The organism is Gordonia sp. (in: high G+C Gram-positive bacteria) (assembly GCF_047600385.1).
Classification (GTDB): Bacteria; Actinomycetota; Actinomycetes; order Mycobacteriales; family Mycobacteriaceae; genus Gordonia.
On sequence record NZ_JASGKZ010000001.1, the window covers coordinates 1,575,037 to 1,597,479 of the forward strand.

General features: G+C 70.9%; 25 protein-coding genes and 1 pseudogene. 23 read left to right on the forward strand and 3 right to left on the reverse strand.

The annotated features are described in order from the left end of the window. Positions 1–9 precede the first annotated feature (9 nt). Positions 10–852 (reverse strand): hypothetical protein, encoded by an 843-nt coding sequence (locus tag QM809_RS06930; protein ID WP_415045073.1) that lies wholly within the window; start codon positions 850–852, stop codon positions 10–12. 98 nt (positions 853–950) lie between these two features. Between QM809_RS06930 and QM809_RS06935 the strand changes: the two genes are divergently transcribed. From QM809_RS06935 to QM809_RS06975, 9 genes are all read left to right on the forward strand, one after another. Beyond that, the gene (locus tag QM809_RS06935; protein WP_415045074.1) at positions 951–1,901 is read left to right on the forward strand and encodes a hypothetical protein; all 951 of its coding nucleotides are present in this window, start codon (positions 951–953) and stop codon (positions 1,899–1,901) included. Positions 1,902–1,964: 63 nt separating this feature from the next. Next, complete coding sequence (locus QM809_RS06940) at positions 1,965–3,029, forward strand: hypothetical protein (protein WP_415045075.1); 1,065 nt, start codon at positions 1,965–1,967, stop codon at positions 3,027–3,029. A gap of 22 nt (positions 3,030–3,051) precedes the next feature. Beyond that, complete coding sequence (locus tag QM809_RS06945) at positions 3,052–3,933, forward strand: sugar phosphate isomerase/epimerase family protein (RefSeq protein ID WP_415045076.1); 882 nt, start codon at positions 3,052–3,054, stop codon at positions 3,931–3,933. Next, on the forward strand, positions 3,914–4,786 hold the full coding sequence (locus tag QM809_RS06950; protein WP_415045077.1) for a thioesterase family protein: 873 nt from the start codon (positions 3,914–3,916) through the stop codon (positions 4,784–4,786). The genes QM809_RS06945 and QM809_RS06950 overlap by 20 nt, the downstream gene beginning before the upstream one ends. Before the next feature lie 55 nt (positions 4,787–4,841). Continuing rightward, entirely contained in the window at positions 4,842–5,720 is an 879-nt protein-coding gene (gene proC, locus QM809_RS06955) for a pyrroline-5-carboxylate reductase (protein ID WP_415045078.1), read from the forward strand. A 186-nt stretch (positions 5,721–5,906) separates the two neighbouring features. Then, on the forward strand, positions 5,907–6,152 hold the full coding sequence (locus QM809_RS06960) for a helix-turn-helix domain-containing protein (protein ID WP_415045079.1): 246 nt from the start codon (positions 5,907–5,909) through the stop codon (positions 6,150–6,152). A 185-nt stretch (positions 6,153–6,337) separates the two neighbouring features. Beyond that, positions 6,338–6,439: a 30S ribosomal protein bS22 gene (locus QM809_RS06965; protein WP_003402602.1), complete on the forward strand. Its 102-nt coding sequence runs from the start codon at positions 6,338–6,340 to the stop codon at positions 6,437–6,439. 79 nt (positions 6,440–6,518) lie between these two features. Beyond that, the gene (locus QM809_RS06970; RefSeq protein ID WP_415045080.1) at positions 6,519–7,574 is read left to right on the forward strand and encodes an NAD-dependent epimerase/dehydratase family protein; all 1,056 of its coding nucleotides are present in this window, start codon (positions 6,519–6,521) and stop codon (positions 7,572–7,574) included. A 140-nt stretch (positions 7,575–7,714) separates the two neighbouring features. Continuing rightward, positions 7,715–8,746 (forward strand): lysophospholipid acyltransferase family protein, encoded by a 1,032-nt coding sequence (locus QM809_RS06975; RefSeq protein ID WP_415047029.1) that lies wholly within the window; start codon positions 7,715–7,717, stop codon positions 8,744–8,746. Here QM809_RS06975 and QM809_RS06980 read toward each other — a convergent pair. Further along, positions 8,734–9,405: a pyridoxamine 5'-phosphate oxidase family protein gene (locus tag QM809_RS06980; protein ID WP_415045081.1), complete on the reverse strand. Its 672-nt coding sequence runs from the start codon at positions 9,403–9,405 to the stop codon at positions 8,734–8,736. The genes QM809_RS06975 and QM809_RS06980 overlap by 13 nt on opposite strands. Positions 9,406–9,492: 87 nt before the next feature. Then, positions 9,493–10,671: an HAD family hydrolase gene (locus QM809_RS06985; RefSeq protein ID WP_415045082.1), complete on the reverse strand. Its 1,179-nt coding sequence runs from the start codon at positions 10,669–10,671 to the stop codon at positions 9,493–9,495. Positions 10,672–10,940: 269 nt separating this feature from the next. Here QM809_RS06985 and QM809_RS06990 point away from each other — a divergent pair. The 14 genes and pseudogenes from QM809_RS06990 to QM809_RS07055 form a co-directional block, all read left to right on the forward strand. Next, positions 10,941–11,123: pseudogene (locus tag QM809_RS06990) on the forward strand (nitroreductase family deazaflavin-dependent oxidoreductase); the annotation flags it as partial. Positions 11,124–11,268: 145 nt separating this feature from the next. After that, positions 11,269–11,403: a hypothetical protein gene (locus QM809_RS06995; protein WP_415047140.1), complete on the forward strand. Its 135-nt coding sequence runs from the start codon at positions 11,269–11,271 to the stop codon at positions 11,401–11,403. An 88-nt stretch (positions 11,404–11,491) separates the two neighbouring features. After that, positions 11,492–11,782: a glutaredoxin family protein gene (locus QM809_RS07000; RefSeq protein ID WP_415045083.1), complete on the forward strand. Its 291-nt coding sequence runs from the start codon at positions 11,492–11,494 to the stop codon at positions 11,780–11,782. Between the two features lie 95 nt (positions 11,783–11,877). Further along, positions 11,878–13,215, forward strand: coding sequence for a glutamyl-tRNA reductase (locus tag QM809_RS07005; protein ID WP_415045084.1), 1,338 nt, complete (start codon positions 11,878–11,880; stop codon positions 13,213–13,215). 148 nt (positions 13,216–13,363) lie between these two features. After that, positions 13,364–14,323: a hydroxymethylbilane synthase gene (gene hemC / locus QM809_RS07010; protein ID WP_415045085.1), complete on the forward strand. Its 960-nt coding sequence runs from the start codon at positions 13,364–13,366 to the stop codon at positions 14,321–14,323. A 76-nt stretch (positions 14,324–14,399) separates the two neighbouring features. After that, positions 14,400–16,013 (forward strand): uroporphyrinogen-III synthase, encoded by a 1,614-nt coding sequence (locus QM809_RS07015; RefSeq protein ID WP_415045086.1) that lies wholly within the window; start codon positions 14,400–14,402, stop codon positions 16,011–16,013. A gap of 137 nt (positions 16,014–16,150) precedes the next feature. Continuing rightward, the gene (locus QM809_RS07020; RefSeq protein ID WP_415045087.1) at positions 16,151–16,441 is read left to right on the forward strand and encodes a YiaA/YiaB family inner membrane protein; all 291 of its coding nucleotides are present in this window, start codon (positions 16,151–16,153) and stop codon (positions 16,439–16,441) included. 388 nt (positions 16,442–16,829) lie between these two features. Continuing rightward, positions 16,830–17,822 carry a porphobilinogen synthase gene (gene hemB, locus QM809_RS07025; RefSeq protein WP_415045088.1) on the forward strand — a complete coding sequence of 331 codons (993 nt, stop codon included), beginning with the start codon at positions 16,830–16,832 and terminating at the stop codon, positions 17,820–17,822. 3 nt (positions 17,823–17,825) lie between these two features. Next, entirely contained in the window at positions 17,826–18,410 is a 585-nt protein-coding gene (locus QM809_RS07030) for a hypothetical protein (protein WP_415045089.1), read from the forward strand. Further along, positions 18,407–18,856 carry a hypothetical protein gene (locus QM809_RS07035; RefSeq protein WP_415045090.1) on the forward strand — a complete coding sequence of 150 codons (450 nt, stop codon included), beginning with the start codon at positions 18,407–18,409 and terminating at the stop codon, positions 18,854–18,856. The genes QM809_RS07030 and QM809_RS07035 overlap by 4 nt, the downstream gene beginning before the upstream one ends. Further along, a complete protein-coding gene (locus QM809_RS07040) occupies positions 18,853–19,428 on the forward strand; it encodes a DUF3093 domain-containing protein (RefSeq protein WP_415045091.1) in 576 nt (191 codons plus the stop codon). Before QM809_RS07035 ends, QM809_RS07040 begins: the two co-directional genes overlap by 4 nt. A gap of 5 nt (positions 19,429–19,433) precedes the next feature. After that, positions 19,434–20,345 (forward strand): SGNH/GDSL hydrolase family protein, encoded by a 912-nt coding sequence (locus QM809_RS07045; protein ID WP_415045092.1) that lies wholly within the window; start codon positions 19,434–19,436, stop codon positions 20,343–20,345. A 116-nt stretch (positions 20,346–20,461) separates the two neighbouring features. Continuing rightward, positions 20,462–21,823, forward strand: coding sequence for a glutamate-1-semialdehyde 2,1-aminomutase (hemL, locus tag QM809_RS07050; protein ID WP_415045093.1), 1,362 nt, complete (start codon positions 20,462–20,464; stop codon positions 21,821–21,823). Further along, a complete protein-coding gene (locus tag QM809_RS07055) occupies positions 21,823–22,443 on the forward strand; it encodes a histidine phosphatase family protein (RefSeq protein WP_415045094.1) in 621 nt (206 codons plus the stop codon). The genes hemL and QM809_RS07055 overlap by 1 nt, the downstream gene beginning before the upstream one ends.

Sequence of the window (22,443 nt, forward strand, 5' to 3'; positions counted from 1 at the left end):
CGCCGCCCGTCACAGCTGTTCGTACTTCAGGTCCACCGACAGGCGTCGGGTGGCCGCGGCGGTCGCCGGGTGGACGGCGACGATGCCGAGGTTCGCCCGGAGACGGCAGGCGCGCGCGAGTTCGTCGTACGCCTCCTTCCCGAGCAGTTCGGTGAGCTCGGGCGCGTACGACTCGTAGACCGGGGTGGCGCCGACGTGCGCGTCGGGGGAACCCGAGCAGTACCAGTCCAGGTCGTGCCCGCCCTCGCCCCAGCCGCGCCGGTCGTATTCGGCGATGACGGTCTTGAGGACCTCGGTGCCGTCGGGGCGGGTGATCCAGTCCTGCTCGCGGCGCACCGGCAGCTGCCAGCACACGTCCGGTTTCACGGTGAGCGGCTCGATGCCGCGTTTGAGCGCCACCGCATGGAGGGAGCAGCCCTGGCCGGCCGGGAACCCGGGACGGTTCAAGAAGATGCACGCGCCCTTGTGGGTGCGCGTCTTCAGGGCGGGCTCGTCGTCGACGTCGCCCTCCTCCAGGTATCCGCGCGGGCCGAGCGGATCGGCGCCCGACCCCTTCCCGTGGTACTGCCAGTCGTCGGGCGTGAGCATCGCGACACCGGCGGCCAGGCGTGCGCGGTCGTCGTCGTCGGTCAGATAGGCCCCGTGCGTGCAGCAGCCGTCGTCGCCGCGTCCGGCGACGATGCCGCGGCACGCCGGGGTGCCGAACACGCACGACCACCGCGACAGCAACCAGGTCAGGTCGACGCTGATCAGGTGTTCGGGGTCGGCGGGGTCGTAGAACTCGTACCACTCGCGCGGGAAGTCGAGCGGCACCTCGGGCGCGGGCTGCGCGCCGTCGTCATCGATGGCCACGAGACACCACGGTAGTCGTCGCGGCATCGTCGCCGGCGGACCGCTCGGGTACGGGGGTCTGCTCGCATACGTGAGGTTCGGGCAGTAGTTTGTTCCCGGTGAGACTCGGAGTGCTCGATGTGGGCAGCAATACGGTGCACATGCTCGTGGTGGACGCCCGGGCGGGCGGACCGCCGGCCGCGATGAGCTCGACCAAGGCGGTGCTGCGCCTGGCCGAGCAGATCGACGACGACGGCCGGATGACCGACGAGGGCGCCCAGGCGCTGGTCTCGACCGTCAAGGAGTTCACGACGATCGCCGAATCCTCCGGGTGCCGGGAGATCATGGCGTTCGCGACGTCGGCGGTGCGCGATGCGACCAACTCCGAAGAGGTCCTGCGGAAGGTCAAGAAGACCTCGGGCCTGGAGGTGTTCGTGCTCAGCGGGGTGGACGAGGCGCGTCTCACGTCGTTGGCGGTGCGCCGCTGGTACGGCTGGAGCGCCGGCCGGATCCTGGCGCTGGACATCGGCGGCGGTTCACTGGAGATGTCCAACGGGCTCGACGAGGAGCCGGAGGTGGCGATCTCGGTGCCGTTGGGCGCCGGCCGCATCACGCGGGAGTGGCTGCACGAGGATCCGCCGGACCGGCGTCGGATCGCGGTGCTCCGCGACTGGCTCGACGCCGAGCTCAAGGCCCCGGCGAAGGAGCTGCGGGCGCCGGGCAAACCGAACCTGGCCGTCGGATCGTCGAAGACCTTCCGTTCGCTGGCCCGGCTGACCGGGGCCGCGCCGTCGAACGCCGGACCGCGGGTCCGCCGCGCGGTGACGCAGGACGGCATCCGGCAGCTCATCTCGTTCATCTCCCGGATGACGACGGCCGACCGCGCCGAACTCGAAGGCGTGAGCGCCGATCGGGCGCCGCAGATCGTCGCCGGAGCGCTCGTCGCGGAGGCGTCCATGCGGGCGCTGGGAGTCGATACACTCGAGATATGCCCGTGGGCGCTGCGCGAAGGTGTGATTCTGCGTCGCCTCGACAGTGAGCCCGCAGGCCCGATGACCACAGCCCCCTAGACTCTGGGGGAGCGACGGGGAGATTTCCTCGAGTGCACACGAAGCAGGATGGAGTGGCCGCCGATGGCAAAGGACCCGGACGCCGATTCGCGCCAGATCACGGTCGACGAGTTGCTCGCCCGCAAGGGCGAGTTCCCGCGCGCCGGATCGCCGGCGCCGCGCCGGGCGGCCGCCGAGGACGACGATTCGACCGTCGATCCGCACACCACCGCCTCCGGCATGCCCGAGTACAGTGCGCCCCCGGCGCCCCCGGCGCCGCCGACCGCTCCGGCGGTGGGCGCCAGCGGAATGCCGACCTACGCGCCGACCACGCGGTCGGCCGAGTCCCGGAACGCCGTCACCGGAGTCATCCCGCCGATCGACGACGATTTCGACCCGATCGACTCGGCGACCCTCGGATCCGCTTCGACGCTGCAGCCGGTGGAGCAGGACGATCTGGTCGGCGTCGATCTTCCGGCCGGTGAGCGACCGCAGCGGACCGGCGACCTCGACGACATCGACGACTCGGAGGTCACCGGCGAACTGCCCGTCGTCACCGCGGTTCCGCAGCCCGCGGCGAGCTTCGCCGAGGACGGGACCGAGGAGACCGAGGCGGCCCAGGACGGGGCGGCCACCGTCGTCGGACCCGCGCTCGAGTCGACGGACGAGCCGGCGGACGCCGCGGCCGGATCGACGAAGGCCGCGCCGGTCGTCGACGCCGACGATTCCGGCGAGAAGGCCGGCGGGCGCAAGGGCCGGGCGAAGGCCGAGCGCGGCGGCAAGCCAGCCAAGAGCAAGACCGGCAAGCCCGCCAAGACCAAGCCGGCCAAAGCCAAAACCAAGACCAAGACCGAAGCCAAGGGCGATGCCGAGTCCGCGAAGAGCAGGCGCGGCGGGTCCGCGCTGCTCGGCTGGCTCGGCCTGATCGGCGAGGTGGTGCTCGGTCTGGCGATCGGCGCCGGGTTGTTCTGGGGTTTCACCGTGCTGTGGAAGCAGTACGTCTACTTCGCGCTGGTGCTCGCGGTGCTGGTGATCTTCGCGATCGTCACCTTCGCGTACGTGCTGCGCAAACGCGATCTCCCGACCACGTTGCTGGCCTCCGCGGTGGGACTGATCGTCACCATCGGTCCACTCGTCCTGTTGGTCTGACGGGATCCCGAGGTAGCACGACGTGCATCCCGAGATCCCGATCGGTCTGTCGACCGCCTCGGTCTACCCGCAGAACACCGAGGCGGCCTTCGCCTACGCCGCCGAGATCGGCTACGACGGCATCGAGTTGATGGTGTGGGGCGATCCGGTGAGCCAAGACGTCTCGCACGTCGCCCATCTGTCGCAGAAGTACCAGGTCCCGGTCCTGTCCGTGCACGCGCCGTGCCTGCTGATCAGTCAGCGGGTGTGGGGGCGCGACCCGTCGGCCAAACTCGTGCGTTCGGTGCAGGCGGCGGAGGACCTGAGGGCGGACACCGTCGTCGTGCATCCGCCGTTCCGCTGGCAGCGGTCGTACGTCCACGGCTTCGACGCGCTGGTGCGTCGGCTGGAGGCCGCAGGCGAGGTCAAGGTGGCCGTGGAGAACATGTTCCCGATGCGGGTCGACCGCTTCTGGGGGGCCGGCGAGCGTTCGGCGCAGCGGATGGCCGAACGCGGCGGTTCGCCGGGGTTGAGCGCCACGGCGTTCGGCAAGTCGATCGACCCGACCGACGACGTCTACGACCACTACACCCTCGACCTCTCGCACGCGGCGACGGCGGGCGTGAACGCCCTCGACCTGCTGGAGCGCATGGGCTCCGGGCTGCGGCATCTGCACCTGACCGACGGCACCGGAGCCGCGCACGACGAGCACCTGATCCCGGGCGACGGCACGCAGCCGGTGGTCGAGGTGTGCCGCCGCATCGCCGAGAGCGACTTCGCCGGATCGGCGGTGCTCGAGGTGCACACCGGCTCGGCCAAGGACAAGGCCGAGCGCACGGCCATGCTGACCCGATCGCTGGAGTTCGCGCGCCGGCACCTGGTACGGAACAACGTCGAGGAGACCGATGTCGACACCGCTGGCTGACCTGCTCGGTCTCACCGAGACCGACCGTTCGGAGGACACGGCGTCCGTCCGCTATCGGGGAGCGGTCTCCGAGACCTTCACGATCGGCCCGAAGGTCCACGGCGGCAGTCTGCAGATGATGGTCTCGTCCGCGGCGCGGCGTGCCCTGCACGACCTCGCCGAGCCGGACGCCGACCCGGCCCTGCTCGACGGCGTGACCGGGCTCGCGGTGTCCAGCGACTACCTCGCCGCCCCCGACCCGGCGGAGGTGGAGCTGGCGGTGCGGATCGCCAAGCGGGGGCGGACGGTGTCGCTGGCGCACGTCGACGTGACGCAGGGCGACCGGCTGATGGTCTCGTCGAGCGTCACCCTCGGCCGCCTCGACCACGGTGAACCGCACCATCGCAGCGCCCTCCGGGTCGACGATCTTCCACCGGCCCCGACCGGCGACGCCGTCCACATCGACGACTCCCCGCTCGGCAAGGTGATGCATCTGGCGCCGGCGCTGGATCTGGCGCTGGACCCCGACTGGTTCCCGGTGCTGCGCGGGACCACCGGGGAGCCCGCGATCCGCGGATGGGTCCGGCCGAAGGACGGCCCGGCCCAGCGCGCGGACCTGGATCTGGACTTCCCGGTGCTGGTCTGCGACATCTCGCCGCCGGTGGTGATGAACCTCGGGCTGTTCGGTTGGGCGCCCACGGTGCAGCTCACGACCTTCGTGCGCCGCATCCCGCGGCCCGGCTGGCTGCGGTTCGCCGCGACCAGCACCGAGGTGGGGCAGGGGATGTTCAGCGAGGACCACGTCGTCGTCGACTGCTCCGGCGCCCTGGTGGCGCAATCCCGGCAGCTGGCGCTGATACCGTCGGGCCGCTGACCGATTCGGCAGCCCGCACTCTCGACGACAATCGATCACTACGGAGGTACTGGACATGAGCGAGCGCATCGCGATCATCGGTGGAGGACGGATCGGGGAGGCGCTGATCTCCGGTCTGGTCAACTCGGGGACGCCGACCCGCGACCTGGTGGTGGTGGAGAGGTCCGCCGACCGGCGGGAGGAGTTGGCCACGGAGTACGGGATCCAGGTGACCGACGACGTCCGGGACGCGGCCGAGAGCGCTCAGGTGGCGGTGATCGCGGTGAAGCCGGAGGCCGTCGACTCGGTGCTCCGGGATCTGTCCCGGGCCGACGACGCGGGGGAGAGCGAGCGGATCACGGTGACGCTGGTGGCCGGTATCCCCGCCTCGCACTACGAGGCCGCGCTGCCCGCCGGATCTCCGGTGATCCGGGTGATGCCCAACACCCCGATGCTCGTCAACGAGGCGATGAGCGCGATCGCCGCGGGGCGCTACGCCACCGACGAGCAGGTGGCCGCCACCTCGCGCCTGATGGAGAGCGTCGGCAGGGTGATGGTGGTTCCGGAGAAGCAGATGGATGCGGTGACGGCGATCTCCGGGTCCGGTCCGGCCTATTTCTTCCTGCTCGTCGAAGCCCTTACCGATGCGGGTGTCGGATTGGGTCTGACCAGAGTGCAAGCGCTCGAGTTGGCATCGCAGACGCTGAAAGGCGCCGGTCAGTTGATGGCCGATTCCGGAATGTCCCCGGTGGATCTGCGGGCGGCGGTCACCTCACCGGGTGGAACCACCGCGGCGGCGCTGCGGGAATTCGAGCGATACGGCCTGCGACATGCGGCTAACGAGGCGGCGAGGGCCGCCGCGGAGCTCAGTAAGCAGTCCGCACGTCGAGTCGAGATTGAGACTTCCCGGACCGGTGCCGGCGCTTCCGCGGACCGGAGCGGTTCCGAATCGTAAGCCTTCTACCAGCGGTTTTGCTCCACTTCGGGGTGTCTTCGAGGGGCTGGACCCGCCAAGTCCAGCCACTCACGTCGCTTAATTCACATCTGCAACGTTAAGCTCCAAGCAGCACGTGCGTGACAATAGTTCGCCGGAGGGGAAGCCGGTGGCCGCGATGCGTGCAACTCGGAGGTTGAACCATTCATGGCTGCTACAGATAAGCCCGTAGAGCGGAACGAATTCGCTGAGGCACGCGTCGCCAACGCCAATTCGGCATCGCAGTTCCTCACCGTCGCGGAGGTCGCCGCTCTCATGCGCGTCTCGAAGATGACCGTGTACCGACTGGTGCACAGCGGCGAATTGCCCGCCGTTCGCGTCGGCCGCTCGTTCCGTGTTCACGCGAAGGCCGTGCACGAATACCTGGAGGTCTCGTACTTCGACGCCGGATAGTACCGGCGACGATACGGCCGCTCCCGGTGGGGCCCTGCGGCGGGGCCCGATTTCACCTTGGATGGTCCCCTCGTTAGAATGGTGTGTCAGGTCCCGGTCGTGCTGAGCGGGACGACAGCGCCGCAGTCGGAGCGATCCGGCTCGGTGGCCTACGGACCGTCAGCAAAGACCGTTAGGAGAGCCCCATGGGTTCAGTGATCAAGAAGCGCCGCAAGCGCATGTCGAAGAAGAAGCACCGCAAGCTGCTTCGCCGCACCCGCGTGCAGCGTCGCAAGCTCGGCAAGTGATCTGCCGCAGTCGATGTGCAGCGAGGCCCGCCCAGGCTCTGGGCGGGCCTCGCTGCATCCGATGACCTACCCTTGATGCATGTCTGAGCAATCCGTCGCGAGTCCGCCGCGTTCGGTGCTGGTCACCGGCGCCTCGACCTTCCTGGGCGGGTACGTGGTGTCCAGGCTCGCGGAGAACCCCGGCATCGAGCGGGTGGTCGCCGTCGACTCCCGGATCCCCAGCAAGACGCTGATGCGCAAGATGGGGCGCGCGGAGTTCCTGCGGCTCGACATCCGTCGTCCGGCGATCGCCAAGGCGTTGGCCAGCTACCAGGTGGACACCGTGGTGCACGCCGCACCGTCGATCATGGACTCCGTCGAGCACTCGGCGGCGATCAAAGAGCTCAACGTGGTCGGATCCATGCAGGTCTGCGCGGCCTGCCAGCGGACCCCGAGCGTCAAACGGCTGATCCTCCGGTCCACGGCGATGATCTACGGCGCCAGCTCGGGCGATCCCGCCTACTTCGCCGAGAGCACCCCGGCGCGCCGGGAGCCCGTCCGCGGCTACGGCCGCGACATGCTCGACGTCGAGGGTTACGCCCGCGGCCTGGCCCGCCGTCGGCAGGACATCGAGGTGACCATCCTGCGTCCGCAGGCCATTCTGGGGCCGCGCATCGCGACCCGGATGAGCGCGTACCTCGCCCTGCCGCTGGTGCCGGTGGCCGCCGGGCGTCAGGCGCGCCTCCAGCTCCTCCACGAGGAGGACGCGCTGGGTGCGCTGGAGCACGCGACGTTGAACCGGGTCGGCGGCACCTTCAACCTGGCCGGCGACGGCGTGGTGACCATGGCTCAGGCCGTGCACCGCGCCGGCCACGTGCCGCTTCCGGTGCCGCCCCGGCTGATCGCCCCGCTGGCCGGAGTCCTCCGGGAGGGCCGGTTCCCGTCGATCCGCAGCGAGCAGGAGGGGTATCTGGCCTTCGGCCGGGTCCTGGACACCACCCGGATGCGGGCCGAACTCGGTTTCCACCCGAGCTACACCACGATGGAGACGCTCGACGACTTCATCGAGCGCGGCGGCACCGAGCCGCTGATCGGTCCGGGAACCTGGCGATCGCTGGAACAGCGCGCCGTGTCCGCCGCCACTGCACTTCAATGAAGCCTCCACGTAGCATGGACACCTCATCCGGCGGACCCTCAGAGCGGAGAAGATCCGGCCGGAACGCAGAACCGAAGCACACCACTAGGGGGTGACACGTGGCTTCTCTCGATGAACCCGCAGACGCGCGCACCGCGAAGGTGATCTCGCTGTACACCGCGGACCCACGCGCACAGAGGGCCCGCAGCGGACATCCGAACACCGACGGGTTCGGCACCGACGGCGCCGAGATCGTGCCGATCAACAACGAGATCGTGCTGCCGGACGAGCCCGTCACGCCGCACGGTCCGGTGCGGCACTCGCCGTTGTTCAGCCTCGGCGGGATCCGGTCTGCCGTCGCCGACTCGCTGATCGCGACGTCCGGCTTCATCCGCGAGCGGATGACCGGCGAATACTCCGTCGACGACTTCGGTTTCGATCCGCACTTCGCCGAGACGGTCTTCTTCCCGGCGATCCGGCAGGTGTACCAGAAGTGGTTCCGCGTCGAGGTGACCGGCATCGAGAACCTGCCCGCCGCGGGCGGCGCGCTGCTGGTGGGCAACCACGCCGGGTCGCTGCCGGTGGACGGCCTGATCACCTCGGTCGCGGTCCGCGACAACCATCCGAACCAGCGGTACCTGCGTCCGCTCGCCGCGGACATGGTGTTCGACGCTCCGGTCCTGGGCGATCTGGCCCGCCGGATCGGCGCGACCCTGGCGTGCGTCGAAGACGCCGAGTCCCTGCTGCGGCAGGGGGAGCTGACCGCCGTGTGGCCGGAGGGCTACAAGGGGCTCGGCAAGCCCTTCCGGGACCGCTACAAGCTGCAGCGGTTCGGCCGCGGCGGGTTCGTGACCACCGCGATCCGCACCCGGGCGCCGATCATCCCGATGTCGATCGTCGGCTCCGAGGAGATCTACCCGATGGTCGCCGACCTCAAACCGCTGGCGAAGGCGCTCGGCCTGCCGTATTTCCCGGTGACCCCGCTGTTCCCGCTGCTCGGTCCGCTCGGCCTGGTCCCGCTGCCGTCCAAATGGCACATCCACTTCGGTCGCCCGATCGACACGTCGTCGTACGACGTCTCCGCCGCCGACGACCCGATGGTGGTGTTCGACCTGACCGACCACGTCCGCGAGGAGATCCAGCAGACGCTGTTCCGCATGCTCTCCCGCCGCGGCAGCGTCTACCTCGGCTGAGGCGCGTTCCCGCGGGGACGGTGAGGTCCCGGCGGGAACGGCGCCCGGTCAATGCCGGTGAGGCGGCGCACCGACTCGGGGATCTCGTCGCCGGAGTGACGGTGTACCTCGCCGTAGCCGGTGGCGACGTCCACCACCCCGGTCCACCCGGCGGCCTCGCCGGGTCCGCCGCTGCGCCGTTTGGCGATCCAGCCGCCGTCCACGATGGGCAGGCGCAGGATGACGGTGGCGGCCACCTCTTTCGCCGAGGGCGGCGGGAGCTCCGCGGACCTGCCGGGCAGGATCGCGTCGGTGAGCGCGGCGAGGGCGGCCGCCGGATCGTCGCAGGGCTCCAGACGTCCGCGCAGCACGGCCGAACGGTAGTTGGCCGAGTGATCCATCAGACTGTCGGCGACGACGAGACCGTCGAGCACGGTCACGGTGAGCGTCACCGGGGCGCCGGCCGCCAGGTGGCGCAGCGCCCCGGCCCCGGTCGATCCGTGCACCAGGACCTCGTCGTCCACCCGCGCGAAGGTCATCGGGATCGACCACGGATGACCGTCGACGACGGTGGAGAGGGTCCCGACCCAGGTGGCATCGAGGACCTCGTCGAGCAGTTCCCGGTCGCCTCGCCGGTCCTTCTTGCGTTTGAGGGTGCGCAGCACCTCGGGTTCGGTCATGCGGCCATCCTCGCCGGGCGGCGGTCGCCGAGCAACCGGGTTTCTCCCCGGCGGCGCGAGTCTCCCCGGAGACCGGGGCGGATGCCGTCAGTTCTTGTGGGTGATCTCCTGCAGCACCCGGCCGGCCACGAAGGCGCCGCCGGTCGCGGCGCCGAGGACCATCGCGGTGCCCATGCCGTACTTGGCGGCCTTGCGGGCGGTCCGGAAGTCGTACGACTCCCAGCCGCGCACGCGGGCGACGTCGCGCAGGTCCGAGTCCGGATTGATCGCGACGGCGGTGCCGACCAGGGAGAGCATCGGGACGTCGTTGTAGGAGTCCGAGTACGCGGTGCAGCGTTTGAGGTTCAGGCCTTCGCGGACGGCGAGCGCGCGGATGGCGTGCGCCTTGCCCGGCCCGTGCAGGATGTCGCCCACCAGGCGGCCGGTGAAGACGCCGTCTTCGCTCTCGGCGACGGTGCCCAGCGCCCCGGTCAGACCGAGCCGCTCGGCGATGGTCTGGGCCAGCTCCACCGGGGTCGCGGTGACCAGCCAGACCTGCTGGCCCGCGGCCAGGTGCCGCTGGGCGAGCGCCTCGGTGCCCGGCCAGATCTTGTCGGCGATGTACTCGTCGTAGATCTCCTCGCCGAGCGCCACCAACTCAGCGGTGGGGCGTCCGGCGATGAAGCTGAGGGCCTTGTCGCGGCCCTCGGCTACGTCGTCCATGTCCTCCCGGCCGGTGAGCCGGAACTTCGCCTGCTGCCAGGCGAACTTCATGATGTCGTTGTACGAGAAGTACTTCCGCGCGGCCAGGCCGCGGGCGAAGAGCACGATCGAGGCGCCGTGCACCAGCGTGTTGTCGACGTCGAAGAAGGCCGCGGCGGTCAGGTCGGTCACCTGGCCGGGCTCGACGTCCTCGGGTTCGGGGATCCGGGCGCGCAGCGATTCGACGGCGGCCTTGGCCGAGGCCTCGCCGGCCAGCACCTGCCGGAGCTCGGTGGCGCTCTGCCGGAACCGTCCGGCGCGATCGGACAGCCACGCGGCCACCCGGCGGTTCTCCTCGTCGGCGCGGCGTGCGGCCTCGTCCTCGGGGCTGAGCTCGGCGGCGTCGTCGGCATCGGATTCGTCGGCGGACTCGTCGTCGCCGTGCTGTTCGGCGGCGAGCTCCTCGCTCTCGTGGACGTGGGCCACCAGCTCCTCGTCGTCCTCCACGACGACGCCCGGCTCGGGATCGTGGGAGACGTCCTCGACGGTGAACTCCTCGTCGGGTTCGGGAGCGTTGCGGCTCACGAGCCACCTCCTTAGTGGTCGGTGCGATCGACGCGGGCTGCGACGTGTTCCAGCCTATCGCGGACCTCCGACACGGTGCGTCTCCAGCGGATCGGTGCCGGTGGCACCGGCCGGGTCGGGTCCTGCGCCCCTGGAGTCGCCCGGGACCGCCGGCTAGCGTCGGAGGTGTGGAGGGGAGCGCGGGTCGGGCCCGTCGGCGGTGGATTGCGGAGATGCTCGGCGCACCCGCCCGATGGCTGCGGCGGCGGAATCAGGAGGCCCTGCGCGCGATGTACGCCGGAGGCCGGGGCAACCGTCTCGCCCGCGGCTACGCGCGGGTGTGGGCCCGGGTCTTCGCCCGCGGTCTGGTCCCCGGCGCGCGCTGGGTGACGTTGGAGGTCCCGGGCCGGCGCAGCGGACGGCCGACCCGTTTCCCTCTCGGATACGTGGAGGTGGACGGGGAGCGCTATCTCGGGTCGATGCTGGGAGACCGGTGCCACTGGGTTCTCAACGTCCGCGCCAACGACGGAGCGGCCGTCCTCGAAGCGCCGAGGTCGGCGTCGCGTCCGTCTGATCGAGATCCCGCCGTCGGAGCGGCCGCCGCTGCTGAAGGCGTATGTGGAGCAGGTGCCCGGCGCCCGCCCGCACATCCCGGTGCCGCCGAGCGCGCCGGTCGCCGAGTTCGAGGCCGTCGCCGCAGCGCATCCGATCTTCCGCATCCTTCCGGCGGAGTCGGAGCGGGAGTCGGGATGACGGCCGGCCGGAGAACGCGCCGTGTCTCCTCTGCGGCGTCATGACGAGCGTGCGGGTGCGCGGGGACGCGGGGCGATACCCTGAGGACATGTCGGAGCCCCTCGCCGAAGTGACCTTGCTGACACGCGCCGGATGTCATCTGTGCGAGACGGCGTACGCGGAGTTGACGACGCTGTTGGCCGACTACGGTCTGGCGCCGGTCGTCGTCGACGTCGATCGGCGTGCGGAGCAGGGAGATCCGGAGACGCGCGCGGAATTCGGGGACCGTCTCCCGGTGGTTCTGCTCGACGGCGTCGAGCACAGTTACTGGGAAATAGATGAGGATAGGCTGCGTTTAGACCTTGACAGACTCCGTCGGGCGGTTGGTCACAAGCCGTAACAGTGAACTAACCTGTGTAGTACATGTGCTCGCATCTGGGACGTGACGGCGGCGTGAACAAGACGCCCCGCGTCGACTGAGGAAACGGTGGCAGCGTGAGTCTTTTGTTGTTCGGGGTCTCCCATCGGAGTGCTCCGGTACCGGTGCTCGAACGGCTCTCCGTATCCGACTTCGACCGCCCCAAGCTGGTCGAATCACTGATGCAGAGCCGCGTGGTCAACGAGGCCATGCTGGTCTCGACGTGCAACCGCATTGAGGTCTACGCGGTGGTCGACGCGTTCCACCCCGCGCTGGAGGCCGTCGGGCAGGTGCTCGGCGAGCACTCCGGTCTCGGTCTGGGGGAGATGACCGGCCACGCCTACGTGCACTACTCCGAGGCCGCGGTGGAGCATTTGTTCACCGTGGCCGCCGGCCTGGACTCGATGGTGGTCGGCGAGCAGCAGATCCTCGGGCAGATCCGTGCCGCCTACACCGCCGCGGACGAGTGCCGATCCGTGGGCAGCACCCTGCACGAGCTCGCTCAGCAGGCGCTGCGGATCGGTAAGCGCGTCCACAGCGAGACCGGGATCGACCGCGCCGGCGCCTCGGTGGTGTCCGTCGCCCTGCATCGGGCGCAGACCATCCGCGGCGAGGGACAGGTGCCGATGCGCCGGGCCGTGGTGATCGGCGCGGGGGCGATGGGTTCGCTCGCCACCACACAGCTGGCCCGCGAGGGCATCAGCGAGATGATCATCGTCAACCGCACCGCCGAACGCGCCGACGAACTGGCCGCGGGCGTCGCGGAGAAGCACGGGATCGTCGCGCACGGGGCAGGCATCGACCAGATCGCCGAGGTGATGGCCGACGCGGACATCGTGGTGACCGCCACCGGGTCGGTGACCCCGGTCCTGCAGGTCGGCGACGTCCACCAGGCGCTGCTCCGCAGGAAGTCGATGATCCCGCTGATGATCTGCGACCTCGGCCTGCCGCGCAACGTCGACCCGGTGGCCGGACAGCTGCCCGGCGTGCACATCGTCGACATCGAGAGCCTGCGCGGAGACAGTGCGACCCGGGCCGCCGCGGACGACGCCGAGGCCGCGCGCAGCATCGTCGCCACCGAGCTGGCGGGTTACCTCGCCGCCCAGCGGCAGGCCCAGGTGACCCCGACGGTGGCCGCGCTCCGGCAGCGGGCCGCCGACGTCGTCGAAGCCGAGATCCTGCGCCTGGAGGGCCGACTGCCGGACCTCGACGGCGATCAGCGCGACGAGGTCGCCAAGACCATCCGCCGGGTGGCGGACAAGCTGCTGCACGCTCCGACCGTCCGGGTGAAGCAACTCGCCTCGGCGGGGAACGGCGACCACTACGCCGAGGCGCTGCGCGAGCTCTTCGAGCTCAAGCCCGGCACCGCGGAACAGGTGGCCATCCCCGATGCGGGGCTGGAGGACATTCACTAGCGTTGATTCACCAGAGCGTCGATGCGCCGGTGCACTGATTCACAGTGCACCGGCGCATCGGTGCCTGCCAGGGCAACCGTGCCCTACCCGGCGGTGTTCGCGTCGTGTGAGCAACGCCGGCACCGCTGAGCGTCCGGAAGGATCGTCCGTGTCTGACAACCCCGAGTCCCCGAGTCCCGCCCCCATTCGCATCGGCACGCGGGGCTCGCTGCTGGCGACCACGCAGGCGCAGGGCGTGGCCGACCGGCTGATCGCCGCCGGCCACCCGGCGGAACTGGTCGTCATCAAGACGCCGGGCGACGCCGATCAGAGCTCGCCGGTCGCCGAGATCGGCATCGGCGTGTTCACCACCGCCATCCGGGTCGCGCTGCGCGAGCATCGGTGCGACGTGGCGATCCACTCGTACAAGGATCTGCCGACCGCACTCGAGCCGGACCTGCACATCGTCGTGCCCGAACGCGTCGACCCCCGAGATGCCCTGGTCAGCCGGGACGGACTCGTCCTCGGCGAGCTGCCGGCCGGGTCCACGATCGGCACGTCCTCGCCCCGTCGGGGCGCGCAGCTTAGAGCACTCGGTCTCGGTTTGGAAATTCGCCCCCTACGAGGCAACCTTGATTCTCGGTTGGGCAAAGTCGCGAACGGTGAACTGGACGCGGTGGTAGTCGCCCGAGCCGGACTGGTCCGCATTGGTCGCACCGACGCGGTCACCGAGGCACTCGACCCCGTGGTCATGCTGCCCGCGCCGGCGCAGGGGGCGCTAGCCGTCGAGTGTCGTGCCGACGATGCCGAACTGGTGAGAATCCTCGCTGAGTTGGACGACCCGTCCACCCATGCGGCGGTCGACGCCGAACGCGCAGTGCTCGCGACCCTCGAGGCCGGCTGCACCGCGCCGATCGGTGCGATCGCCGAGGTGGTCGAATCGATCGACGAGGACGGGCGCATCTTCGCCGAACTGTCGCTGCGCGCGGCGGTGGCGGCCGAAGACGGATCCGACGTGATCCGGGCTTCGGTGGTGGGCCCGGTGGAACGGGCCGCCGCGCTCGGCAGGGATCTCGCCGCCGAACTGCTGGAGCTCGGTGCCGCCGCACTCGTCAGTCCGGAGTCGTAGCCGCGACCCCGGACCGTCGGCTCCCGCAGAGAACGAACTGCAAGCCCCCGTCTGCGGGGCAGGAGAGTGCGAACGCATGAGCCGTACCAAGAATGTTAATCCGGGCCGGATTCTGTTCGTGGGGTCGGGTCCCGGAAACCCGGATCTGCTGACTGTGCGTGCCAAGGAAGTCCTGGTAGACGCGACGGCGGCCTTCGTCGATCCCGATGTTCCGCCCGCCGTCGTCGAACTGATCGGTGCCGCGCATGCGCAGCCCGCCCCGGAGAAGCCGCGCGGTCGGAAGACGGCCGAGGCGCCCGAGCCCGTGGCGGAGGAGTCCGAGCCGGTGGTCCGGCCCGCGCTCGGCGATCCGACACAGGTCGCCAAGACCCTCGTGGCGCAGGCCAAGACCGGCGACGACGTGGTGCGGGTGGTCTCCGGTGATCCGATGACCACCGATGCCGTCCTCGCCGAGATCACCGCCGTCGCCCGGACCTCCGTCGGTTTCGAGATCCTCCCGGGTCTGCCGCACGCGTCCGTGGTCCCCGGTTTCGCCGGGGTGCCGCTCGGTTCCGGTCACACCGTGGCCGACGTCCGCGGCGAGGTCGACTGGGCCGCGCTCGCGGCGGCCCCGGGCCCGCTGGTGCTGCACGCCACCGACGGCCATCTGGGCGAGGTCGCCAGCGCGCTCACCGAACACGGGGTGGCTCCGCAGACCCCGGTTGCGATCACCGTGAACGGAACGACCTGCCGGCAGCGCACCGTCGAGGCGACGCTCGCGACCCTCACCGAGGCCGTCGCGGGGATCGCCGGTCCGCTGATCCTCACCGTCGGCAAGCTGGTGGAGAAGCGCACCAAGTTCTCGTGGTGGGAGTCGCGGTCGCTGTACGGCTGGACCGTGCTGGTGCCGCGCACCAAGGATCAGGCCGCCGACATGAGCGACCGCCTGGTGGGACACGGCGCCATCCCGCGTGAGGTCCCCACGATCGCCGTGGAGCCCCCGCGCAGCCCCGCGCAGATGGAGCGCGCGGTGAAGGGCCTGGTCGACGGCCGCTACCAGTGGGTCGTGTTCACCTCGACCAACGCGGTGCGCGCGGTGTGGGAGAAGTTCGCGGAGTTCGGGCTCGACGCCCGCGCGTTCTCCGGCGTCAAGATCGCCTGCGTCGGCGAGGCCACCGCGGCCAAGGTCCGGTCCTTCGGCGTCGTGCCCGAGCTGGTGCCGTCCGGCGAGCAGAGCTCGCTCGGCCTGCTCGAGGACTTCCCGCCGTACGACGAGATCTTCGACCCGGTGGACCGCATCCTGCTGCCGCGCGCCGACATCGCCACCGAGACCCTGTCCGAGGGCCTGCGCGAACGCGGCTGGGAGATCGACGACGTCACCGCGTACCGCACCGTGCGGGCGGCGCCGCCGCCCGCCCAGACCCGCGAGATGATCAAGACCGGCGGCTTCGACGCGGTCTGCTTCACCTCGAGTTCGACGGTCCGCAACCTGGTCGGCATCGCGGGCAAGCCGCACGCGCGCACCATCGTCGCGTGCATCGGCCCGAAGACGGCCGAGACGGCGATCGAGTTCGGTCTGCGGGTGGACGTCCAGCCCGAGGACGCCTCGATCCCGGCCCTGGTCGACGCGCTGGCCGCGCACGCCGCCGAACTGCGCGCCACCGGAACGCTGCCGCCGCCGCGGAAGAAGTCGCGCCGCTCGCGGTCGTGAACCGTGTGCGGGGCGTCGCCGGGCCGAGGGGCCGGCGACGCCCCGCCCCTCCGGGGCGAATCGGACGGGAATCCACGCGGTCGAAGAGGTAGTTCTACGCATCCTCCGAGGTGGGAGCTGCTGGCACGGTGGTGAGCATGACCAGCATCACCACCGCTCCCAAGCCCAGCACCCCGTTCTTCGTCCAGTCGGCGATCGCCTTCGTCGTCTCGTCCGGATCACTTCTGATCGGGGCCTTCTATCTGCCGATGGATCCGTGGCAGCGCGGATTCATGATCGTCGGCACCCTGTTCCTGGTGACCAGCTGCTTCAACCTGGCGAAGGTGGTCCGCGATCAGCAGGAGGCCGCCAGCCTGCGGGGCCGGGTCGACGAGGCCCGGCTCGACAAGCTGATGATCGAGCACGATCCGTTGCGGACCGTCTCCTGACCGTTCCGCAGACTCCGCCACGACCGGATCCGGGTACAGCCCGGGTCCGGTCGTCGTCGTTCACGGGGTGCGCCGGGCCGTCGGGCCGCACGAGTCGTGTCGGGCGGTGCGGGCTGTGTCGGGCCGTGTGGAGTGCGGCGGGATTCGCGGACTGTGTCGGGCGTGTCGCGTGCCCTCTTCCGTGTCGCTGCCGATCCATGGGGCGCGACACGGAAGAGGGCACGCGACACGCGGGGCAGAGGGAGGCGGGGCAGAGGGAGGAGGCAAGGGGTCGGAGTGCGATGTGCCGGCGCGATCGGCGAGGCGGACGACGACGTCGGGGTCGACGGGGAGCGCGGGGCGCGGGAGCACCGATCGCCCGCGGCGGAGGTCCCCGTACCATCGGGGCATGGACCGTCCCGTGATCCGTCCCCGCCGTCTGCGTACCACCCCCGCCATGCGACGGCTGGTGGCCCAGACCCGTGTGGACCCCGCCCAGCTGGTGCTGCCGATGTTCGTCGCCGACGGGATCGACGCGCCGCGTCCCATCTCCTCCATGCCCGGGGTGGTGAACCACACCCTCGACTCCCTGCGGGCCGCCGCCGAGGAGGCGGTCTCCGCCGGGGTGGGCGGACTCATGCTCTTCGGCGTGCCGCGTCCGGAGGACAAGGACGCGGAGGGCTCCTGCGGGGCGCGGCCCGACGGGATCCTGAACCGGGCGCTGGGTGTCCTGCGCGACGACCTGGGCGATGCCACCGTCCTGATGGCCGACACCTGCCTCGACGAGTTCACCGACCACGGGCACTGCGGCGTCCTCGACGACGACGGCCGCGTCGACAACGACGCCACCCTGACGCATTACCGCGCGCTCGCCGTCGCGCAGGCCCGGGCGGGTGCCCACGTGGTGTCCCCGAGCGGGATGATGGACGGCCAGGTGGCCGCGATCCGCGATGCGCTCGACGCCGAGGGGTTCGCCGACGTCTCGATCCTGGCCTACACCGCCAAGTACGCGTCCGCCTTCTACGGGCCGTTCCGCGAGGCGGTGGGGTCGTCGTTGCAGGGGGATCGTCGTACGTATCAGCAGGACCCGGCCAACCGCGCCGAGGCGGTGCGCGAACTGCTCGCCGACCTCGACGAGGGCGCCGACATGGTGATGGTGAAGCCGGCCATGAGCTACCTGGACATCGTGCGCGAGGTGGCCGATCTGGCCGACCGGCCGGTCGCGGCCTACCAGATCAGCGGCGAGTACTCGATGATCTGCGCCGCCGCCGAACGCGGCTGGATCGACCGGGAGGCGGCGCTCGACGAGGCGGTCCTGTCGATCGTGCGCGCGGGGGCGTCGATCGTGCTCACCTACGCCGCCGTCGAGATCGCCCGGCGGCTGTGGCCCACTACCCTGTAACCCATGACAGTCCCGTCGCCGCCACCGCGACCGCCCGCGCCCGGCCCGACGTCTCCGCCCGGAGAGAAGCCCGCGCGGCCGGACAGCATCACGGTGGTGATCCAACTGGCCGTGGTCGTGGTGATCTGCCGGTGGGTCGTCGTGCCGTCGATGTACTCCGATGCTCGGACGGACATGATCAAGCAGGCCACGGAGATGAAGGACGCGGTCGGCATCCAGGACGTGGAGCGGTTCTCGACCGTGATGACGATCGCCGCCCTGGTCCTGGGGGCGGTGATGTTCGCGGCCCTGGCCGCCGCCGCGGTGCTGCTGGTGGTCCGGGGATTCTGGTGGGCGCGCTTCCTGCTCGGCTGGATGGCGGTGGTCATCGGAGTGGACATGGTCTTCGCGGTGTCCGGGTACCTCTTCGGCGACGGCGCGAGCGCCGATCCGCTGCCGCAGTGGACGATGATCCCGCGCATCCTGATGGGCGTCGCGGCCGTCGGGGTGCTGCCGGCCGTGATGCATCCGGACACCAAGAAGTACGTCGAAGCGGTCGAGGCCCACCGCAGGGGCGGCCGCCGGACCGGTCAGAGGAGTGGTCGATGACCGAAATGAACAAGGATTTCGTGCCCGATCCGGCGACCCGTCCGGTATCGGTGCGGTGGGCGTTCGGCCTGTGGACGGCCGCCGGTGTGCTGCTGGCGGCGCTCGGCGCGGTGAGCCTGGTGACCGAGCTGTGGTCCGGCTGGCACCTCGGCCTGATGGCCGTGGAGGTCCTGGTCGCCGCGGTCGGCGCCGCGTACATCATGCTGGCGCGTCGAGCGATGTGCCGGCAGCAGTGGCGCGGTGCGCTGGCGGCCCTGACCTTCGTGGTCGTGGTGATGCTGCTGGTGCTGACCATCGGCTTCCGGTCGTCCGGACTGGCCGTGGTGCTGGCCGTGGCGGTGCTCGGGTTCTGGGGGACCGTGCTGGCCTACCGGCCGAAGGCCGACGCCTGGTTCAACGGTCGGGACGTGAACGGATCCGGCGACGATCAGGCGGACCCGCGATGAGCGGGCACGACGACGCCGGCAGCACCCCGACAGGCGACAACCCGGAAGGGAATACCCCGGCCGGAAACGAGGATCCCGGCGAGACGCTCTTCCACGAGACCGGCGGCAGCTGGTCGCTGGCCTGGATCGGCGGCGGGCTGATCGTCGCGGTGGCCCTCCTGGAGATCTTCGGTCGAGGCCCGGTGAACTGGGTGGTGTTGACGATCTTCTTCACGATCTTCGTCGGTTTCGGCTGGATGCAGAAGGCGGCGGGCGACCGGCACGGGAGCGTGCACCTCACCGAGACCACCCTGCGGCAGGGTGCGACGACGATTCCGCTCGCCGACATCGCCGAGATCTATCCGGAGAACCACGGCGGGGTGCCCGCCAAGTGGGAGAGCGCCCTGGCGCTCGGTGAGCTGCCCGCGGTGCCTCGACGTCGTACGGGGGTCGGCGTGCGCATGAAGAACGGCAGACTCGCGCAGGCCTGGGCGCGCGACGTCGGCACCTTCCGATCCGAGCTCACGCAGGCGCATCTCGCGGTGACGATGGGCCTGCCGCCGCGGAAGAGCTCCGGCCCGGGCGCGGACTGAGCCCGATGGCCCGACCCGGAAGACGGGCGGCGACGCTGGTCGTCGTCGTACTGGTGCTGGTCGCCGCGGCGGTCGCGGTCGCGGTGTCCGCCGCGGATCGGGCGGAGCCCGCGAAGCAGTCGGCACCCGTCGACTCCGCCGCGCGGTCGGACGCGCCCGGGCACACCCACGTGCACCTCGGCGACAGCTACGCCGCGGGGGCCGGGGTGCAGCCGCTGCTCGCGGACTCCCCGTTCCTGTGCCAGCGCGCCGAACGCAATTTCGGGCAGCTGGTCGCCGAAGCCGAACGGTGGGATCTGGTCGACGTGTCCTGTTCCGGGGCCCGGACGGCGCACCTCGCGCAGAGCCAGTACGAGGGCGTGCGTCCGCAGCTCGAGGCGGTGGGGCCGGAGACCGAGACGGTCACGATGACGCTGGGCGGCAACGACTCGGCCCTGTTCACCAGTCTGATCGGGACGTGCGCGCGGCTCGGGCGGCAACAGCAGCGGGGGTCGCCGTGCCGCAGCGAGATGGGTGCGCGGGTCGAGCGGATCCTCGCCGGGACGCAACGCGACCTGACCGCGGGCCTGCGGGCGATCGCCGAGCGCGCGCCGAAGGCCCGCGTCTTCGTCGTCGGCTATCCGTGGATCCTGCCCGCGCAGCAGGGCTGCTACGACCGGATCCCGATCGCCGCGGGCGACGTCCCGTTCGTCCACGACGGCCAGGCCCGGCTGAACACGGCGCTGCGCCGGTCCGCCGAGGCCGCGGGCGCGACGTTCGTCGACATGTCCGGGCGCGCACGGGGACACGATGCCTGCGCGGAGCCGGGGCAGCGCTGGGTGGAGCCGATGACCGTCGCCGGTCCGGCGTCGCTGCATCCGAACGCGGACGGTCAGCGGGCGATGGCCGACGCCGTCCTGGCGGCGCTGGACTCCTGAACGGCCGGACCCGCCGGGCTCCGGACGGGTGATCTGCATCCCCCGAAACCTCTCGGACCGGGGCATCCGCCCAGCGCGATTGGGCGCGTGGCCCCGGATTTGGAACACTGGTGGTCATGGTCGCTTCCTCTGCCGTTCCCGATCCGGGCGCGCCGGTCAGTGCTGAGCTCTTCGCCCGGGCCGCCGCGTCGATTCCCGGCGGCGTGAACTCTCCGGTCCGGGCGTTCTCCGCGGTGGGCGGCACGCCCCGCTTCATCGCCGAGGCCTCCGGCTGCACCCTGGTCGACGTCGACGGCAACCGCTACGTGGATCTGGTCTGTTCGTGGGGCCCGATGATCCTGGGGCACGCGCACCCGGCCGTCGTCGACGCGGTCCGTGCGGCCGCGGTGCACGGGCTGAGCTTCGGTGCGCCGACCGAGGCGGAGATCCTGCTCGCCGAGGCGATCGTGGAGCGGATGGCTCCGGTCGACAGCGTGCGCCTGGTGAACTCGGGGACCGAGGCCACCATGTCCGCGGTGCGGCTGGCCCGCGGCTTCACCGGCCGCAGCAAGATCATCAAGTTCGCCGGCTGCTACCACGGCCACGTCGACGCGCTGCTGGCCGACGCGGGCTCGGGCGTCGCCACGCTGGGTCTGCCGACGTCGCCGGGGGTCACCGGCGCGGCCGCGCACGACACCCTGGTGCTGCCCTACAACGACCTGAACGCGGTCGCCGCCGCCTTCGCGCTGCACGGCGACGACATCGCCGCGGTGATCACCGAGGCCGCCCCCGGCAACATGGGCGCCGTCACCCCGGGCCCCGGCTTCAACGCCGGTCTGCGCGAGATCACCAGCCGCCACGGCGCGCTGTTGATCCTCGACGAGGTGATGACCGGTTTCCGCGTCAGCCGCTCCGGCTACTACGGGCTCGAGCCCGTCGACGGCGACCTGTTCACCTTCGGCAAGGTGATGAGCGGCGGTCTGCCCGCCGCGGCCTTCGGCGGCCGCGCCGAGGTGATGAACCACCTGGCCCCGGTCGGCCCGGTGTACCAGGCGGGCACCCTCTCGGGGAACCCGGTGGCCGTCGCCGCGGGACTGGCGACGCTGGCGCACGCGACCGACGACGTCTACGCCACCCTCGACGCCAACGCCGCACGCCTGCAGACCATGCTCGGGGAGGCGCTCACCGCCGCGGGCGTCGCCCACCGGGTGCAGGCCGCGGGCAACCTGTTCAGCGTGTTCTTCCTGGACGACGACGCCGATCCGGCGGCGCCGATCGCCGACTACGCGACCGTCAAGGCCACCCAGACCTGGCGCTTCGCCCCGTTCTTCCACGCGCTCCTGGACGCGGGCGTCTACCCGCCGCCGAGCGCGTTCGAGGCGTGGTTCACCTCCGCGGCCCTCGACGAGGACGCCTTCGAGAAGATCGCCGAGGCCCTCCCGGCCGCGGCCGCCGCCGCGGCCGCCGCGCAAGCCCCTTCCACCGTGAGGACCGTCTGATGAAAACGATCGTGCACCTGATGCGTCACGGCGAGGTCCACAACCCGGACGGCGTCCTCTACGGCCGACTGCCCGGATTCCGGCTCTCCGACACCGGCCGAGAGCAGGCCCGGATCGTCGCCGACGCCCTCGCCGACCACGACGTCGCCGCCGTCTACGCGTCGCCGCTGCAGCGGGCGCAGGAGACGGCCGCCCCGGTGGCCGCCGCACACGGGCTGGAGATCGTCACCAACGACGACCTCATCGAGGCGGACAACCAGTTCGAGGGGCTGGTGGTCTCCGGCGGCGCGCTCTCCAAGCCGCGGCACTGGCTCAAGATGCGCGACCCGTTCACCCCGTCGTGGGGCGAGCCGTACATCCAGATCGCCCACCGCATGCTGGCCGCCGCGAACAAGGCCCGCGACACCGCGCCCGGCCGCGAGGTGGTGTGCGTCAGCCACCAGCTGCCCGTGTACACCCTGCGCCGTTTCCTGGAGGGCCGTCGGCTCTGGCACGACCCCCGCGTGCGCCAGTGCTCGCTGGCCTCGCTGACCAGCCTCGTCTACGACGGCGACGAGCTCGTCGACATCGTGTACTCCGAGCCCGCGGGCGCCTCGGATCCGTCGATCACCGGGGCGTGA